The following is a 16,480-nucleotide window of genomic DNA, read 5'->3' as shown; positions in this document are numbered from 1 at the left end:
AGGCTAGCTGTTAAGGTGTCATAGTCACCTGCTAGCCTTTGAGGAGCAAGCATGCAGATAAGTACTCTGAGAGAGTCCCCATCACTGATCTCCGCAGTGGTTCATATGCTGCATCACGAATGGTCGGAATTGCCGAACTGGAACGATGCGGACGTGATTCGCCAGCGCCTCAATCTGCGCAATGCAGCAGATGCCCAAACCCTCACTTTGGTGGCAACCGGTGCCGACGGCGCATTGATGGCAACGGCCAGCATTATCCATTACGAATTAGGTGATATCAGCGAGCGCGAATTCTGGTTGGGTGAGGTTGTCACCGCCAGCGAACATCGCGGTAAGGGGTTGGCGAGTGCGCTCGTGACGCGATTAATTGCTGAAGCGCGGCAGAGGTCAATCCCCGCGCTCTGGCTGTATACCCCAGACCAGCAGGCGTTGTATCGCCGTTACGGCTGGCAGGATGTGGAACAGCGCGATGTTGCCGATGAATCAGTGACGATCATGGTGTTAAAACTGGATGAAGGAGACATCGATGTTAACGCGTAAGAACTACTCAGAATTAGGTGAAGTGAAAGCCCCGTACGTTCATGCCGTTAAGCATGGTGACACGTTGTATGTTTCAGGTTTAACTGCCTTTGGAACACCCGCGCAACAAAGTGATATTGCCAGGCAAGCTGAGGCCATTTTCCAGCAGTTGCATATTATTGCCGCATCTGAAGGCACATCACTCAAGAATTTGATTAAGGTAACGATTTTTATTACCTCGTTCGAAGAGATCAATGCACTGCGTGCGGTGCTCTTTAAACATTACGGCGATGCACTGCCCGCCAGCTCACTGGTACAGATTAGCCAGTTGTTCTCGCCGGATTTAAAAGTCGAGATTGAAGCCATTATGGCGCTGTAATTCTCGCTAATTGCAGTAGATTCGTGACGCCGTCACGCTCAATCCACGTCCGCAGTGGCGAGAATAGCGGCTGCGGTAAAGCATTTGGTTCGAACCACTGCCACCCCTCGCACTTTTCTGGCTCCATCAACTGCGGTTCGCCTTGCGACCCATGCGCCACCAGCAGCAGTGTAATGTAGTGCTTATTGACCTCCGGGAAGATATCACTGACAAACGCGGCGTTTTGCAGTTCACCCAGCACCAAACCTGTTTCCTCCAGCACTTCACGCTGAGCGCAGGCTTCCGGTGACTCTCCAAATTCGAGATGGCCACCAGGCGCTGACCAGTCGCCTGAACCATGGCTCCCTTTACGTCGCCCCAGCAGCAACTTACCGTCGCGGAAAATCAACACGCCCACGCCTACTTGTGGTGACATAACAGCTCCTGTTGTGTAACAGGCCGCCTCGGAAGGCGACCCAACACGGTTATTCAATACCAATCGGCTGATAGCCCTGCCACTCTGGACGGAAGGGTTCACCCTGGGCATCTGGCGTCAAATGGATATACAGGTCTCCCACCTTTTCCAGCAGCAGGCAATCATCCACATCCTTGAGATTATCTTTGTGCTGGTGATCGGCACCCGGCAGCAAGTTGGCTAAGCCTTTGGCTTTCGCTTCCTTCACATCTTTTGCTACGAACAGATCAAAAGCATGCAACTCAGCCAGCGTCGAAGGATGGTACGCACCGGCATTCACAAAGAACAGCTTTTCACTGCCCGTTGCAGGTTTATCAGACAGCGATACACGAAAACCGTCCGCCCAAGTGATGCGCGCATAACCATCAACATGGATTTTATCCGCATCACCAAACCAGGTTTCGCGCAGTACAGGCCAAGCCTCTTCCGGCTGCTCAGCGGCGACGAACTGAATATCATGCACGTGAACTACCCGCCCCTAAAGGGGCAGGGCTTCCAAAGGTAGCGTAGTGCTGCCTTTTTCTTTTTTGACGCTTCGCTGACCATTGCGGGCAGGGCTTTTGGCCTTGCTCGTCTTACGTTGATCTCCACGTCCAGTAACCAGTTCGTTATCGTTGGTTAACCCCGTTCCAGGGTGAAGTATTAACTCTATTGCCCGTTTTTTGATGATACGCGCCGCGTTGCGGTCTGCGTTGTCAGAATGTCCACACGACACACACACGAACGCATCTTGCGTCCGGCGGTTGTCGGGGTGAGTGTAGCCGCACGTGGCGCACTCCTGACTTGTATACGGGGCAGGAACGCGAAAACAGGCTTTACCCTCTGCTTTCGCTTTGTATTTCGTGAATAACTCTATGCGATGCCAGCCAATGTTGAGAATCGCCGCATTGAGGCCGCTTTTTGCCTTGCGCTGGTTCGGCAGGTAACGCCCGGATTCGTCCTGTTTTAGCTTCGCCCTGCGCGTCATGCGCTGGGTTTTCAGGGCTTCGAATACGATGACTCGCGCACCGTTTACCAGCGTCCGGCTGGTCTGGTGTGCAAAATCAGTGCGGATATTGGCTCGCTGGGCGTGGTAGCCGGATAACCGCTGTCTGGAACGGTTGCGGCGATTGCTGCCCTTCTGCTGACGTGCCAGGCGGCGCTGTAGGCGCTTTATGTAGCGCCCGGCACGGGCGGTATGATGTTTCTGGGATGGCAGGTAGTCCAGCGCCAGATCACCCGCCTGGACAGGCACGGCAACACCACGGTCTACGCCGATGGTATTTTCTTCCAGCCAGGTGCGATCCGCACCCGCCAGCATTGCCAGATCATCGGTATAGCTCGCCGCTTCTGGCTTACCATCTTCATAGCAAAAAGACACAAAATACTGGCCTCGCTCTTTCCTGATATACAGGGAGTTAGGCAGGTTATAGGTCGCGTGATTCTTGATCGACAGATAGCCAATATTGTTTGTCTTCGTACCGATAAACAGCCGTGTAACGCCATCGGCGCAATGGTCAAACCGGAACAGCTCGCGCGTCAGATAGATGCTGGCGCGGTCTGTTTTGGGGTGGCGCTTCGGTCTGCCGCAAACACCTTTGAGGAATTTCCGGTACGTGTTGTACCAGTTAACGGCGGTGTTACGGATGATTTGGCTTGGGCATTCCGACAGCCACGGTGTTAACTCCGCGTCCTTAAAATGCGCTGCCGTCTGGTCTACCGGCGCATACGTACCGACAGGGTAATACTTGCGGGCAAACGTCCGGTAGTACCGTTCCTCATCACACTTTGCATTCCAGATAACGCGTGCGCAGCCCATCCAGCGCGATAGTTTCTCGCGTTGGGAAGCTGTAGGATTCGATCGCAGTTTTATTCCGGTCAGCATCGCTGATTACCCTTATTTATGTGTGGTGATATTATCACCATCGGGCTTTATTTTTGTCTAGTGCGAGACTGATATGTCTGAGTGGAGAATCGGTAAAGTTGTATTTATAAAAATCATCTAGATCTAGTGTTTTCTATGAAATACCGCCGAAACGTTTTTACTGCCGAAATGCTGGAGTGCGTAAAAGGCGTTATGGACGAAACCTGTAAACAGATGGATTGTGAGTTGCTGGAGTTTGGTGGGAAGGACGACCATAAACATTTGATGGTCGCCGTTCACCCCAAAGTGGCGGTGAGTAACCTGGTCAGTAAGCTGAAAGGGAAATCATCCTACGTGCTGCGCCGTGACTTCTGGGAAAACGTGCGCCATAAGCTATGGGGAAACCATTTCTGGAGTCCGTCTTATTGCGTGGTCAGTTACGGCGGGACATCGCTTGATGTACTGAAAGCATATATCGAACAGCAGCAAGCCCCACCGTCTGAAAAATCTGTAAAGCAGTCGCTGGCCTTGCGTAAGGTCAAATAAAACATGTTACGCAGTTAACACCCGCTTGACCCCCGCCTAAAGACGGGGATTGCGCGGACATTATGTTAAATGTTGGATTTTCCGGCATTACCGCCAACGTAAAAGATAAACAGGTTCACGTGGTCATTTCCTTGTGATTGACAGAGAAGATCCGCGTTATAAAGCAAGATACATAGCGGCACAACCGTTTCTTATGGCAATCAACCCTATTACTGATGAGGTTTGAAACGCAGCGCCATCACCATCAGCAGTACAATCCCAACACTCATGATCGCCCAGGCACTGTCCAATGAAGCCGCACGATCACGCACGATACCGGCAATCAGCGGCATTAAGGCTGCCAGCAAATAGCCGCCACCCTGCACAAAAGATAACAACGCCCCCGCCTGTTCCGGTGAATGAGCATGATCCAAGGTAACGATGAGAGAAAGCGGGAACAGCGAACCGATGCCCAACCCCAGTAACAATGTCGGCAGCCATGCCTGCGCACCGCCAAACCACATTAGGCTAATCAACCCGAGTAAAATCGCGCTCAGCACGATCAGCAGCGGGCGACGACGGTCGTGAAAACGATGAATAAACGCAGACAAAACAAAACCCGCGACGACCTCTGTTAACGTCAGCGCACCCAGCACGTACCCGCTCTGCTGTGGCAACCAGCCATGCTGCATGTAGAACGGTGGTAGCCAGGCTAAAACCAGAGTGTAGGCACCGGTTCCAATACCAAAGAACACCATCAGCAACCAAGCCCGACCGTTGCGTGCGGTTGCTGAAGGATGCTGCGCATTAGCCGACACAACGCTGTTTAAAGTCATTAACCATAACAATACTGCGATCACCGCGGGAACCACGGGAAGTGCCAGCGTGATGCCAAGTCCGTGTGCGTCTGCTAGCGGTGCCGCAGTCGCTGCCGCAATGGCCGCGCCCGCCATGATTCCGGTGGTGAATATCGCCATTAAGGTGCCCGCACTTGCCGCGAAGTGGCGTTTAATCAGCGCGGGCATTAACGCCTGAATCAATCCAATCCCAACTCCAGCGACCAAAGCACTGCCAATCAAAACCGAAGATGATGGCACTACACCCCGTACTACACATGTCAGCGCCAACAAAACCAGACCCGCTGCGATCCCCCGAATTTCCCCCAGCGTACGCAGCAGCAGGGGTCCGGCCAGTGCAGCCAATCCCATCATGAAAACCGGTAGCGTGGTCAGTAAACTCAGCTGTGTTGCGCTCAACTGCGCATCACGCTGTAGCAGAGGAAACAGCGGTCCCATCGCCGCCATGATCGGCCGTAAATTCAGTGCGATAATAAAAACCAGTAAGGTAAACATGCCTATTGCAGGTAAGGTACGATTCACTTTGCATCTCCTTGCGCATCAAAAGTATCTTAACGTTAAGATAATTTTTCGGATTACGGTAGAGGGATGCGCACAAAGCAACAAATGTTTTAGCCTTAGCCCCGAAGCAAAAGAGGAAAAAATGACCGACCACGTCGATTTTGTTACTGAGCAGTGGGCCAGCGCCATGCCTGAGCTGGATGCCTCTTCCATGGCCATTTTTGGCCGTATGCTGCGCATCATGAAGCACCTTGCAAAAATTCGGGCTGAAGCGCTGGCCCCGTTTCATTTCCGTGACGGTGAATTTGATGTATTGGCTACGCTTCGTCGCGCCGGCGCACCTTATCGCCTCACCCCCACACAGCTTTATAAGTCGCTGCTGGTGACATCAGGTGCGATGACCAATCGTCTCAATCGACTGGCGACGTGGGTTCGATTGAGCGCATTGCTGATCCCAACGATAAGCGCAGCATGTTGGTGACCTTAACGGAAGCCGGTCGCGAGAAGATTGAACAGGCTTTGCAGGTCCACACGCAGACGCAGAATGATCTCCTCGCCACGCTTGGTGGCGAACAGCAACAGCAGTTACAAACATTACTTAGCCAACTCCTGCGGGCAACGGAAGTTGCCAGGTAAAGAATACGGCGATGAATGTGTCAAAATATGAATTAATTCAGCGTGTTTTCCGTTATCTTTATGCTCCCGCAACGCATTTTACGGACTGAACATGAGCACGAAATACGCCCCTTCGCAGATTTTTCTCCACTGGCTGACCTTTTTACTGGTGGTCACCGCTTATTGCACCATGGAGTTTCGCGGGCTGGCGACACGTGGATCATGGCAAGGCTTTGCCATGATTATCGGGCATTTCAGCGCGGGCAGTTGTGTGCTGGTATTGATGCTGTCGCGCGTGTTGTTACGCTTCCGTCACCGCAGTCCGGCGATCATTCCTAAACCACCACATTGGCAGACCGGCCTGGCGCATCTGATGCATCTGGCGATCTACCTGTTCTTTATCGTGCTCCCGACTCTGGGTATTTTGTCGCGCTTCTATATGGGCCGTACCTGGTGGATTTTTGGCATCCCAATGCCGGTAAGCAGCAATCCCGATCCTGACTTTGCTGACAGCATTGCCGACTGGCATGAAACGCTCGCGCCTTATGGTTATTGGCTGATTGGTATTCACGCCGTTGCTGCACTGGCGCACCACTATCTATTTAAAGACAATACCTTGCTGCGCATGATGCCTTCACGCCGTTCGCGTTAATCCTTCATTTTTCGCCCGGTAACTGAGCTTGCCGGGCGACCAAAATAGCGCTGATACGCCACGCTAAAATTACGTGGATGTTGATACCCCACCTGCCATGCCGCTTGCGCCACCTGATATCCCTGCTCTAACAATCTGTGCGCGTGCGCCATCCGCATCTGTAACAGCATTTCTCCGGGTGTTGAGTGGAAATGGCGTTGAAAGCCGGTTTTCAATTGATAGTCGCTTAGGCCGACAGCCAGTGCCAGCGTGTTTAACGAGTAGGCTTCGGCCAGATGGTCTCGCATCCACTCTCGCGCCCGTTCCAGTTTTTCCACCTGCTGCGGATGAACGCTGTGTTTATGGATATCGGGTTGCAGCTGATGGCGATGCAAGGCCAATAACGTCAGTGCCTGTATCTCTAACTGCAGTGGATCATTGTGCATCTGGATTAACTGCGCATTCGTTGCCTGGCCAAAACGGCAGAACAAATGGCGCTGCAGTTTGTGCTGTAACAGGCGTTCGGCCTGCTGTTCACCAAAATAATGACGAGTGGTGGAGGCATTCAGTACCAACCGCAGTTGCTGTACGCGTTCACCTGCGCGGTACAAGCGCTCGCCGCTGCTGGTTTGGAAACTGGTTACGGTAAGATGCCCGGCATTAAAACCAATCTCGCGTCCCTGACTTTCACGAAAACGTGAAGCACCCAGTATGCCAAAGGTCAGCACCAGCTGCGGCTGATCGTGGCAGTTGATGGATGATTCGGTTAACGCCTGCAACGGCGAATAATCGGATCGCACCATTCGCATACCCTGAGCCAACGCGTAATGCCGCACCTCTGGCTCTCCTGCTTGTTTCATCCCTTTCCCCTTCACGCAGAGTTAAATCACCGTCTCGCAGACAAATGAGAATAAATTGCATTCGCATGAAAGGCTAGTCTGGAGTCCACACTCGTTACACAGGATTTATCTATGTGCTCGCCACTCACCACACTCGATTCTTTGCTGGCCCAACAGGCACTCAATGGGGCTATAGCGTTGGCTTTTGAACATCAACTGTTTGATTTTATGGCATTGCCTGCAACGGCTCACCAGGTCGCAGACCATTTTGACTGGCAACCCCAGCAGGCAAATCACCTGTTAGGTCTTTTATGGAGTAGTGAATTACTGACGCGAGAAGGCGATTGTTACGTGTTAGCGCCTGACGTACATCTGTTTCTGTGCTCGGGAAGTTCACGCTACATCGGCGATGCCTGGCGCTACCGCCATCAGGTTTTACAGCAGTTTGTTCAGCGGCTACCGCAGCTGCTCACTCAGACGTCTCCTGGTTGGCAGGATCCACTGCAGATTGATAGCGCATGGGCCGATGCTGCGCTGCATCAAATTGCCCAAGAGCAGCGGGCGCTCAGTTCTTACACGGCCTGTGCCATAGCCGAAAAACTGGCAGATTTTCAGCGCCCGGCGCTGCTACTTGATGTGGGCGGAGGACCGGGATTGATCGCCATTGCGTTAGCAGAACGTTTTCCCCAGCTTTCGGCTATCGTCTATGATTTGCCACAAACTGCCACCGTGGCGCAACGCAATATTGAAAAGGCAGGTCTGACTGCTCGCTGCTGCGCATTGGCTCAATTTCCAGCGCAGCGCCAGGTCGATATTATCTGGAGTTCATCGTTCCTCTATTTCGTCGAGGACCGTCAAGCAGTGCTGCGTGAGTGGTTTGATCGCCTGAAGCCCGGTGGACTGCTGATCAGTGCCCATGCTGAAATTCCAGATAATCCCAGCGAGGCACGGCGGATACTGCCCTTCTTCACACCGTTGATGATGAGAGGTTACAGCGTCACTAACGAAGGCGTGTTAGCGTTCGAATTAGAGCAAGCCGGTTTTGTGATTGAGCGGATTCAGCGGCAGGAACCTTTTCCCATGTCGCCGCTTAATGTGATTCTGGCGCGACGACCTAAAACGTCAAACTGAAGCTGTCGTCCAGCAGTGCAATGATGTCACTGTCCGGCAAGCCATTTTCAAGCGTCAGACTGAGCCAGTGCTCTTTATTCATATGATAAGCGGCATAAACACCCTGTTGCTGACGCAGCGAGCCGGTGAGCTCCGGTCGGGTCTTAATGTTCATCACCTCAACAACCGGACCATTCGCTAAACCGAGTTTATGGCTCTCAAGGGGAAAAACCAGCGCGAACCAATTACGGTGGCGCGGATGCCGCAATACCGCATAGTCACTGTGTTTTTTCCATGGAAAATCGGGTTCAACCTGGTAGGTGTGAAGGACGTGGTCGAGCAGTTGCTGGCGATTCATTGTGACTCCTGTAGCAGCGCATTTTTCGCGCTGCTACAAAGTTTACTCTGGACGACTCTTAACTCAACTGAAAATGCCCTACCGTATGGGCCAGTTGTGCCGCCTGATCTTCCAGTGAACTGGCAGCAGCAGACATCTCTTGCACCAATGCCGCGTTTTGTTGCGTAGTGCCATCCATCTCATTCACCGCAATGGTTACCTGGCTGATACCCCGCGCCTGCTCATCCGATGCCACCGCAATTTCACCGATAATGGTGCGCACGGAGTTTACCGCTTGCGTCATCTCCTGCATGGTTCTTCCTGCATCCTGCACCAGTTGAACGCCGCTGCCCACGCGATGGCTCGACTCTTCAATCAAGGCGGCAATCTCTTTCACCGAGTTCGCACTGCGTTGCGCCAGATTGCGAACTTCGGAGGCCACCACGGCAAAACCACGACCTTGTTCACCTGCGCGCGCAGCTTCAACGGCGGCGTTCAGCGCCAGAATGTTGGTCTGGAAAGCGATGCTGTTGATCATATTGGTGATGTCACCAATCTTTTTCGCACTCTCATCAATCTGCGCCATGGTCTGTACCACTTCGCCCACCAGCGATTCACCACGACTGGCAATCTGTGTCGCGTTCTCCGTCAATGCTGTGGCTTGATGCGCATTAGTGGCATTGTGTTTTACCGTGGCGGTGATCTGCTCCATGCTGGCAGCGGTTTGCTCCAGCGCGGCAGCCTGCTGTTCGGTGCGCGAAGCAAGATTCAGGTTACCGCCAGCAATCTCTCCTGCACCTTGTCGCACCGACGAACTGGCATCCTGAATCTGACCGACGATGTCACGCAGTTGGTTCTGCATGGTGTGCAACGCAAAAAACAGGCTGTTCTGATCGCGCGCTTTTAGGGGAATCACGTTATCTAACTTGCCGTCAGCCACGGCCAGCGCGATGGTTGCCGCTTCCAGCGGCTCACCGCCAATCGGCTTGAGAACCTTGCGACTAAACACCACGGCTAGCAACGCACTCACCAGCAGAATACTGATCACCATCAGGATTACTGCGTTGATCAGCTGTCGGTTGGCTGGCGCCATTACAGTACTAACGGGCACGACCACGCCGAGATACCATTTTTGATCACTGTTGCCGATGGCAATCGGCTGCCAGGTCACCAACGCCTCTTCACCCAACACCGCATCCGGTCTTTCTACCACTGCGCTGCTGTAATGGTGTGTATCGCCTTTCCACGGTTTGCTGTTTTGGCTTTTATCGGGATAAGAAATCACGTTACCCGCGCTGGAGAGCAGCATGGCGTAACCCGCACCGTCCCAAGGCTTGATTTTGTTGACCATCTCCTGCAACGACGCCAGCGAAATATCCGATGTCACCACACCCCATAACTTGCCTTCGCTCACTATTGGCGCAGCCATTGAGGTAAATAAGGTAGGTACACCGTTAAACGCGTAGGTATAGGGTTCAACCAGTGTGTCTTTATGCGTTTTTTGCGGCACCAGATAGTAGTCGCCTTGACCAGGGGTAAAGATCGAGTCCAGCGGATGCATAGTGAATTTGCCCGCACTGTCACGATCAACAAAAAAGGCATAACGCCCTTTTGGCGCCTGATGCGGCAGGCCCGCAAACTCGGCATCGCGGCCATCAAACGCATTTTCTTCAAAGATCACCGACACCGACATGTAGTCGGGGTTGTCACGTAGTGTCGTCTCCATCATTTTGTCGACGACTTTACGATCGGTAACGCCGGTTTGCGGCAGGGCAATCAAGCCGTGGCCTAACGTGTTGGCAACATCACGCGCATGGTTGAACTGTTTCTCAATCTCCAACGCTTTGGTTTGCGCAATATGTTGCAGGGAATCTTCTGCCAGTGATTGTTGTTGCTGCGCGACTGCCAACTGAGTACGCCAATAGTGATGGCGAAGCCAAGGGTGATAGTGACCGCGCCCGTCAGCAAAACCTGAGTGCGGGTGCTTATTGTTTTCTTATGAAATGTGCTCGTGGCCATTCCGGCTCTCCTGGTCTCAACACATGTAGGTATAGAGGAGCGAATCCTCGCGATGTAACATCCTTCATTAGGACTATCGGCCTGTTGGCGGGGAACTTGATGGGTGATAAGGACCGACCAGAACACGAGCATCATAAAAAAAGGTGCACTTTACCGTGCACCTTTAGAAATATGCCGCAGCAAGGCGGCCAACGTGCATTAACTCAGTTGAAAACGCCCCACCGTTAAGGCGAGTTGGGACGCCTGATCCTCCAACGAACTGGCTGCAGCTGACATCTCTTGCACCAACGCGGCGTTTTGCTGCGTAGTACCATCCATCTCGTTGACCGCAATCGTGACCTGACTGATACCGCGCGCCTGCTCATCCGACGCCACCACAATCTCACCAATAATGGTGCGCACAGAATTGACCGCCTGCGTCATATCCTGCATGGTTTTCCCAGCATCCTGCACCAGTTTGACACCGCTGCCGACACGCTGGCTGGACTCTTCAATTAACGCAGCAATCTCTTTCACTGCGTTAGCACTGCGCTGCGCCAGATTACGCACCTCGGAGGCCACCACCGCAAAACCACGCCCCTGTTCACCCGCACGCGCGGCCTCTACGGCGGCGTTCAGCGCCAGAATATTGGTCTGGAAGGCGATGCTGTTGATGATGGCAGTGATATCACCGATCTTCTTGGCACTGTCATCAATCTGCGCCATGGTCTGCACCACTTCGCCAACGAGTGATTCGCCCCGGCTGGCAATCTGCGTGGCATTTTCGGTGAGTTCCGTCGCCTGATGCGCGTTGCTGGCGTTATGTTTCACCGTGGCGGTGATCTGCTCCATGCTGGCAGCCGTCTGCTCCAGCGCCGCCGCCTGTTGCTCAGTTCGCGATGCGAGATTGAGGTTGCCGCTGGCAATTTCACCCGCACCTTGTCGCACCGACGAACTGGCATCCTGGATCTGGCCGACGATGTCGCGCAATTGGTTCTGCATGGTGTGTAACGCATAAAACAGGCTGCTGTTATCACGCGCTTTCAATGCAATCACGTTATCCAGTTTGCCGTCGGCCACCGCCAACGCAATAGTTGCCGCCTCAAGTGGCTCGCCACCAATAGGTTTCAGGACTTTGCGGCTAAACAATACTGCCAACAGCGCGCACACCACGACAATACTGATCACCATCAGAATCAACGCATTGATCAATTGACGATGCGCGGCGGCCATTACTTTGCTTACGGGGGCGACGACACCGAGATACCATTTTTGATCGCTGTTGCCGATCACAATCGGTTGCCAGGTCACCAGCGCATCTTCGCCGAGAACAGTGTCATGCTGTTCGATCACCGATGAACTGTAATGATGGGTGTCGCCTTTCCAGGGTTTGCTGGTTTGATTTTTATCCGGGTAGGAAACCACATTTCCCGCACTGGAAAGCAGCATGGCGTAACCCACACCTTCCCAAGGTTTGATTTTGTTCACTTTCTCCTGCAATGAAGCCAGAGAAATGTCTGAGGTTACTACGCCCCATAACTTACCTTTACTGAGGATCGGCGCAGCGACGGAGGTCAGCAACGTGGGAACACCGTTGTAGGCATAGCTGTAAGGCTCAATGAGCGTGTCCTTCTGACTCTTTTGCGGCAGCAGATAATAGTCGCCTTGCCCCGGCGTGAAAATCGAGGTCAGAGGATGCATTTTGAAATTACCTGACTGGTCGCGGTCGACAAAATAGGCATAGCGCCCTTTTGGTGCGGCATCAGGCTGGCTGGCGAATTCGGAGTCCCGACCATCAAAGGCATTCTCCTCAAATATCACAGAAATCGACAGGTAATCGGGATTGTCGCGCAATGCGGACTCCATCACCTTATCCGCCACTTTACGATCCGCGATCCCTGCAGCAGGCAAAGCGATCAAACTGTGTCCCAGGTTATGTGCCACATCGCGGGCGTAACTGAGTTCCTGCTGAATTTGCAGCGCCTGAGTTTGGGCAATTTGCTGGAGATAATTTTCTGCCAGTGATTTCTGTTCGCTGCTGGACTGCCAGCTTAGTACGCCAATAGTGACGGCGAAGCCAAGGGTAATGGTGATGGCGCCCGTCAGCAGCATTTGTGTGCGGATGCTCATTGTTTTCTTAAATGATGCGTGTTTGGCCATTATGGCGCTCCTGGAGTTGACACTTTTTCGGTTAAAAGAACCACTCCCTGTGCGCGTACATCCCTCAGAAGAGACTATCGGCGGGCGACGGAGGAACTTGATGGAAGGGAAAAACAAAACAGCGCGATAAATCGCGCTGTAATAAACGAGTAGGAACTGATGCGGCCCGCTATATTGCGCGGGTACGGTTATTTGAAACTGTCGCTGGCCGCTTTAGCGATGGCAATCTCATTCGGGTTAGCCGAACCGCTCACGCCCACCGCCCCAATCGTGTTGTTTTGCCAAACTACCGGTGAACCGCCACCCAGTGGGATCACGCCGGGTAAAGTAGCAATCGCAGGTTCTTTACCGTTCGCACGATCCATATATTTGTCCGTTGGGGTGCGATATAACGCAGCAGCACGGCCTTTCAGGATCGAGGAATCGATGCAGCCAACCGGAGCATTATCCATACGATTAAACGCTAACAGCTGACCAGACTGATCCAATACCGCAATGCAGACATTGGCGTTGAGCGCGTGGGCTTTTTCCTGCGCTGCTGCAATGAGTTTCTGTGCATCACCTTGCGACAGAATGGTTTGTGTCAGGGTCGCGTTTGCCGCTGCAGAACCCAACAGGGCTGCACTCAGCAGTGCCAAAGATAAAGCCTTTTTCATGTAACTCTCCATATAACAGTGGTGCTGTTTAAAAAGGGCGACACCGGTCGCCCGTACCTTTATTTTCGGCGGCGCAACACAATGACCAACGCCACTACTATCACCAACAGCGCCACAATCCCGCCGATAATGCTCAGCGCATGCGCGTAACGCACCAGCCAGCTACCGCTTTCACCTTTCAAGGTATTTTCAACGTCTGCGGTGGTTATCGCGTGATGTGGGTTGCCGAAGTTGGTTGAGACGTAATCTGCGACCTTCGCCAGTTCAGCTTGGGTAAGCTGGGTACGAAACTCTGGCATAAAGGCATGATCCCCCTCAGTCTTGCGGTCTACGCCTTCTGCAATCGTCATGATTAGATTGGCAGGATCGTCCGACAGCACCGCAGAGGAACCGACTAATGACGGATAAAAACGCTGCGCATCATGCGTACCGCGTCCATCGCTCGCGTGGCAGGTGGCGCAAGCGCCGTTGTAAAGCTGCGCGCCGCTCATCGCATCACCTGAGACATAATCCTTGATGTCATCTTTCATGCCGGTTTCAATGGCTGAAAGCGGTGTTGGCTGCGCGGCTAATGCGGGTGATTTACGGCCTGCTCCACCAATCGCCGGCACCTGCTTCAGGTAATGCGCCATTGCTTCAAGATCGCTCTGTTGCATTTTAGAGAATGAGTTCTGCACCGCAGTCCCCATCTCCCCGGCTGCAATGGCTTTACCATGCAGCGCACCGGTGCGCAGATAAGTGACGATTTCTGCCTCACTCCAGTCACCAATACCGGCTTGTGCATCCGGCGTGATATTCGGTGCGGTCCAGCTGCCGACTTTGCCACCGGACAGGAAGCGCTCGCCCTGTTCTGCCATCATGCCGTTACGCGGTGTGTGACAGGTGGAACAGTGGGCCAGCGTGCGAACCAGATATTCGCCGCGCTCAGCACTGCCTGCGGCGGCGTCACTGCCCGGCACGGCGCTGCTGTCGAGGAACATCAGATTCCACACTGCCATCACCGGACGGAAAGAAAACGGGAACGGCAGATCGGTTTCCGGCGCTGGGTGGTCATCGGCTGGCACGCCCAACATCAGATAAGAGTAAAGGGCGTGAATATCTTCATCGGACAAACCGGCAAAGGCGGTGTAAGGCATTGCCGGATAGAGATAGTGATTGCCCGGTGCTTTCCCCTTACGCATCACATCCGTGAAGTCCGCGAGGCTGTAATCACCGATGCCTGCTGTCTTCGAGGGAGTGATGTTAGAGCCGTAAATCAGCCCCATCGGGGACTGAATCGCATAGCCGCCGGAGAAGGGTTTTCCGCTATGGGGATCGCGATGGCAAGCAGAGCAGTCACCGGCGGTCGCCAGATACTCCCCTCGCTTGACCAAATCGGGTGAGGCATCCTGTGCCTGTGCTAATCCCGCGAATAAGACACTGGCAGCCGCTAGACGCCAAAAGTGTTTGCGCATCATCAAATCTCCCTCGCAATGGTGTCTGCCATACGCAACGCCAGCGCAATGCCGGTAAGCGTTGGGTTGACCGTCGCCGACGTTGGCATCACGCCCGTCGTCGCGAGGAACAGATTGGGATGATCCCAACTGCGACAATGCGCATCCACCACAGAATCACGCGGGTTATCACCCATAATGGTGGTACCCATAATGTGGTACTGGTTACGCCAGCCGGTCGGCGCTTCAATCACTTCACCGTTAAACGCCTGCAAGAAATTGGCGAAGTCTTTGTAGGCCTGCGGGCGCATGCCACGCACATAATCATCAAGGTGGTAATTGACGTTGAGCATCGGCAGGCCGATGGAGTCTTTCCGGTCATAGTTCGGCGTGACGCGGTTGGTAGGGCTTGGCAGCGTTTCACTCATGGTGCTGATGTTCATAATGCGCGAAGCGCGATCATGAATTGCATCATCCAACGCCTGACCCATCATGCCCTGTTTCAGCAATGGCACTGTGACATCGACATTTGGCACCAAATTGCGCAGCGAATAGCGGATTGCCGAGTGCTGGGCACGACTGGCTTCATCACGGCGATTGGCGATGGTGCCGTGTTGCACCGAACCGCGTCCGGTCCACAGCGGTTCGTCGGCGAGGAACGTCAGGCTCAAACCGGTATGGTCCATCAAGTTGCGGCCGACCTGGTCAGAACTGTTTGCAACATCGTTCATGAGCAGCAGTTTTGGCGTTTCCAGTCCGTGTGCGGCAATCACAAAGGTTTTTGCCGTGAGCCGGGTGTCTTTACCCTCTGGCGTGCGATAGTGCAGTGCGACAATTTTATTGTTAGCACCCTTCTCCAGTTTCCATGCCACGCATTCCGTACGCAGCTGCACGCCCAGCGCCACGGCCTTATCAACGTGCATATCACCGGAATACATTGCGCCAATTGGGCAGATCGGTTCGCAGTTATTGTTGCCTGCACAGGCCGGACGACCGTCATAAGGACGGGAAACGCGGGCATGCGGCTCATGAATCACCTGGTAGCCCATCGGTCCCAGCTTCGACTGCATGCGCTGCACCATATACGGCTTGGCTTCCGGCGGCAGTGGATACTCGGCAGAACGCGGCGGGTAGTGGCCTCGTCCCTGGCCGCTTTGATCCTCATTTCCGGTACCCACCACCCCGACCTCACGCTCGGCTTTGACATACCAAGGTTCCAGCTCGCTGTATTCGAACGGCCAGTCACGTCCCACGCCATAGACGCTTTTGAGTTTGAAATCGTTTGGCAAGAGACGCCAGCAGGCTGAAGCCCAGTGACGCGTGCTGCCACCCGCTACGCGCAAGTAACTGGTGACGTATGCAAAATCTTCGTCACCTTTGGCGTCGATGTAGCCTTCGGTATAGGAGTTGGGTGCCCACGGCAAATTAGGGTAAGGCGTACACCAGTTACGTTTACTTGCACCGTTACGGTAGTTCTCCACGACTTTCCAGCGCGGAATATAAGGTCCTGCTTCCAGCATAATCACCGATTTGCCTGCTTTCGCCAGTTGATATGCGGCGTTGGCGCCCAGCGCACCGGATCCGACGATGACAACGTCAGCATCAAATTCACTCATGATATAC

At 53.6% G+C, this 16,480-nt stretch carries 15 protein-coding genes and 2 pseudogenes; 6 read left to right on the top strand and 11 right to left on the bottom strand.

Going from position 1 to position 16,480, the window contains the following annotated elements; genetic code table 11:
• The first annotated feature begins 51 nt into the window (after nt 1–51).
• Both HA51_RS00725 and HA51_RS00720 read left to right on the top strand, forming a co-directional pair.
• Nucleotides 52–540, top strand: a complete 489-nt coding sequence (locus tag HA51_RS00725; protein ID WP_084931206.1) for a GNAT family N-acetyltransferase — start codon at nt 52–54, stop codon at nt 538–540.
• Nucleotides 527–898: a RidA family protein gene (locus HA51_RS00720; RefSeq protein WP_084931205.1), complete on the top strand. Its 372-nt coding sequence runs from the start codon at nt 527–529 to the stop codon at nt 896–898. The genes HA51_RS00725 and HA51_RS00720 overlap by 14 nt, the downstream gene beginning before the upstream one ends.
• On the opposite strand, the gene HA51_RS00715 is transcribed toward HA51_RS00720, so the two are convergent.
• Genes HA51_RS00715 through HA51_RS00705 form a run of 3 tightly spaced genes read right to left on the bottom strand, consistent with a single transcriptional unit; the run spans nt 885 to nt 3,216 of the window.
• Nucleotides 885–1,313, bottom strand: a complete 429-nt coding sequence (locus HA51_RS00715; protein ID WP_084931204.1) for a nucleotide triphosphate diphosphatase NUDT15 — start codon at nt 1,311–1,313, stop codon at nt 885–887. The genes HA51_RS00720 and HA51_RS00715 overlap by 14 nt on opposite strands.
• A gap of 49 nt (nt 1,314–1,362) precedes the next feature.
• Nucleotides 1,363–1,815 (bottom strand): DUF1543 domain-containing protein, encoded by a 453-nt coding sequence (locus HA51_RS00710; RefSeq protein ID WP_084931203.1) that lies wholly within the window; start codon nt 1,813–1,815, stop codon nt 1,363–1,365.
• Between the two features lie 15 nt (nt 1,816–1,830).
• Nucleotides 1,831–3,216, bottom strand: a complete 1,386-nt coding sequence (locus HA51_RS00705; RefSeq protein WP_084931202.1) for an RNA-guided endonuclease InsQ/TnpB family protein — start codon at nt 3,214–3,216, stop codon at nt 1,831–1,833.
• A 102-nt stretch (nt 3,217–3,318) separates the two neighbouring features.
• On the opposite strand from HA51_RS00705, the gene tnpA reads away from it, so the two are divergent.
• Nucleotides 3,319–3,741, top strand: a complete 423-nt coding sequence (gene tnpA, locus HA51_RS00700; protein WP_425435678.1) for an IS200/IS605 family transposase — start codon at nt 3,319–3,321, stop codon at nt 3,739–3,741.
• A gap of 209 nt (nt 3,742–3,950) precedes the next feature.
• On the opposite strand, the gene HA51_RS00695 is transcribed toward tnpA, so the two are convergent.
• Nucleotides 3,951–5,099 (bottom strand): MFS transporter, encoded by a 1,149-nt coding sequence (locus tag HA51_RS00695; RefSeq protein WP_084931201.1) that lies wholly within the window; start codon nt 5,097–5,099, stop codon nt 3,951–3,953.
• Between the two features lie 121 nt (nt 5,100–5,220).
• On the opposite strand from HA51_RS00695, the pseudogene HA51_RS00690 reads away from it, so the two are divergent.
• Nucleotides 5,221–5,714: pseudogene (locus HA51_RS00690) on the top strand (MarR family transcriptional regulator).
• Nucleotides 5,715–5,805: 91 nt separating this feature from the next.
• Nucleotides 5,806–6,345 (top strand): cytochrome b561, encoded by a 540-nt coding sequence (cybB, locus tag HA51_RS00685; protein ID WP_084931200.1) that lies wholly within the window; start codon nt 5,806–5,808, stop codon nt 6,343–6,345.
• Here the strand turns inward: cybB and HA51_RS00680 are convergent.
• The gene (locus HA51_RS00680; protein ID WP_084931199.1) at nt 6,342–7,184 is read right to left on the bottom strand and encodes an AraC family transcriptional regulator; all 843 of its coding nucleotides are present in this window, start codon (nt 7,182–7,184) and stop codon (nt 6,342–6,344) included. The two genes, cybB and HA51_RS00680, sit on opposite strands and share 4 nt — an antisense overlap.
• A 111-nt stretch (nt 7,185–7,295) precedes the next feature.
• On the opposite strand from HA51_RS00680, the gene HA51_RS00675 reads away from it, so the two are divergent.
• Nucleotides 7,296–8,294 carry a methyltransferase domain-containing protein gene (locus tag HA51_RS00675; RefSeq protein ID WP_084931198.1) on the top strand — a complete coding sequence of 333 codons (999 nt, stop codon included), beginning with the start codon at nt 7,296–7,298 and terminating at the stop codon, nt 8,292–8,294.
• On the opposite strand, the gene HA51_RS00670 is transcribed toward HA51_RS00675, so the two are convergent.
• The 6 genes and pseudogenes from HA51_RS00670 to HA51_RS00645 form a co-directional block, all read right to left on the bottom strand.
• Nucleotides 8,278–8,631: an MmcQ/YjbR family DNA-binding protein gene (locus tag HA51_RS00670; protein ID WP_084931197.1), complete on the bottom strand. Its 354-nt coding sequence runs from the start codon at nt 8,629–8,631 to the stop codon at nt 8,278–8,280. The genes HA51_RS00675 and HA51_RS00670 overlap by 17 nt on opposite strands.
• 58 nt (nt 8,632–8,689) lie before the next feature.
• A pseudogene (locus tag HA51_RS00665) lies at nt 8,690–10,629 on the bottom strand (methyl-accepting chemotaxis protein).
• Nucleotides 10,630–10,827: 198 nt separating this feature from the next.
• The gene (locus tag HA51_RS00660; RefSeq protein WP_084931196.1) at nt 10,828–12,768 is read right to left on the bottom strand and encodes a methyl-accepting chemotaxis protein; all 1,941 of its coding nucleotides are present in this window, start codon (nt 12,766–12,768) and stop codon (nt 10,828–10,830) included.
• A gap of 188 nt (nt 12,769–12,956) precedes the next feature.
• Nucleotides 12,957–13,424: a GlcG/HbpS family heme-binding protein gene (locus HA51_RS00655; RefSeq protein ID WP_084931195.1), complete on the bottom strand. Its 468-nt coding sequence runs from the start codon at nt 13,422–13,424 to the stop codon at nt 12,957–12,959.
• A gap of 59 nt (nt 13,425–13,483) precedes the next feature.
• On the bottom strand, nt 13,484–14,881 hold the full coding sequence (locus HA51_RS00650) for a c-type cytochrome (RefSeq protein WP_245840113.1): 1,398 nt from the start codon (nt 14,879–14,881) through the stop codon (nt 13,484–13,486).
• Nucleotides 14,881–16,473 carry a GMC family oxidoreductase gene (locus HA51_RS00645; protein ID WP_084931194.1) on the bottom strand — a complete coding sequence of 531 codons (1,593 nt, stop codon included), beginning with the start codon at nt 16,471–16,473 and terminating at the stop codon, nt 14,881–14,883. Before HA51_RS00645 ends, HA51_RS00650 begins: the two co-directional genes overlap by 1 nt.
• Nucleotides 16,474–16,480 lie beyond the last annotated feature (7 nt).

This window comes from Pantoea rwandensis (assembly GCF_002095475.1).
In the GTDB taxonomy this organism is placed as follows: Bacteria; Pseudomonadota; Gammaproteobacteria; order Enterobacterales; family Enterobacteriaceae; genus Pantoea; species Pantoea rwandensis.
This window is presented reverse-complemented; position numbering and strand designations above follow the sequence as displayed.

Coding starts and splice junctions, on each gene's coding strand:
- HA51_RS00670 (WP_084931197.1), bottom strand. CDS start 8,631: ATGAATCGCCAGCAACTGCTCGACCACGTCCTTCACACCTACCAGGTT.
- HA51_RS00650 (WP_245840113.1), bottom strand. CDS start 14,881: ATGATGCGCAAACACTTTTGGCGTCTAGCGGCTGCCAGTGTCTTATTC.
- HA51_RS00645 (WP_084931194.1), bottom strand. CDS start 16,473: ATGAGTGAATTTGATGCTGACGTTGTCATCGTCGGATCCGGTGCGCTG.
- cybB (WP_084931200.1), top strand. CDS start 5,806: ATGAGCACGAAATACGCCCCTTCGCAGATTTTTCTCCACTGGCTGACC.
- HA51_RS00725 (WP_084931206.1), top strand. CDS start 52: ATGCAGATAAGTACTCTGAGAGAGTCCCCATCACTGATCTCCGCAGTG.
- HA51_RS00720 (WP_084931205.1), top strand. CDS start 527: ATGTTAACGCGTAAGAACTACTCAGAATTAGGTGAAGTGAAAGCCCCG.
- HA51_RS00705 (WP_084931202.1), bottom strand. CDS start 3,216: ATGCTGACCGGAATAAAACTGCGATCGAATCCTACAGCTTCCCAACGC.
- HA51_RS00680 (WP_084931199.1), bottom strand. CDS start 7,184: ATGAAACAAGCAGGAGAGCCAGAGGTGCGGCATTACGCGTTGGCTCAG.
- HA51_RS00675 (WP_084931198.1), top strand. CDS start 7,296: ATGTGCTCGCCACTCACCACACTCGATTCTTTGCTGGCCCAACAGGCA.
- HA51_RS00655 (WP_084931195.1), bottom strand. CDS start 13,424: ATGAAAAAGGCTTTATCTTTGGCACTGCTGAGTGCAGCCCTGTTGGGT.
- HA51_RS00660 (WP_084931196.1), bottom strand. CDS start 12,768: ATGGCCAAACACGCATCATTTAAGAAAACAATGAGCATCCGCACACAA.
- HA51_RS00715 (WP_084931204.1), bottom strand. CDS start 1,313: ATGTCACCACAAGTAGGCGTGGGCGTGTTGATTTTCCGCGACGGTAAG.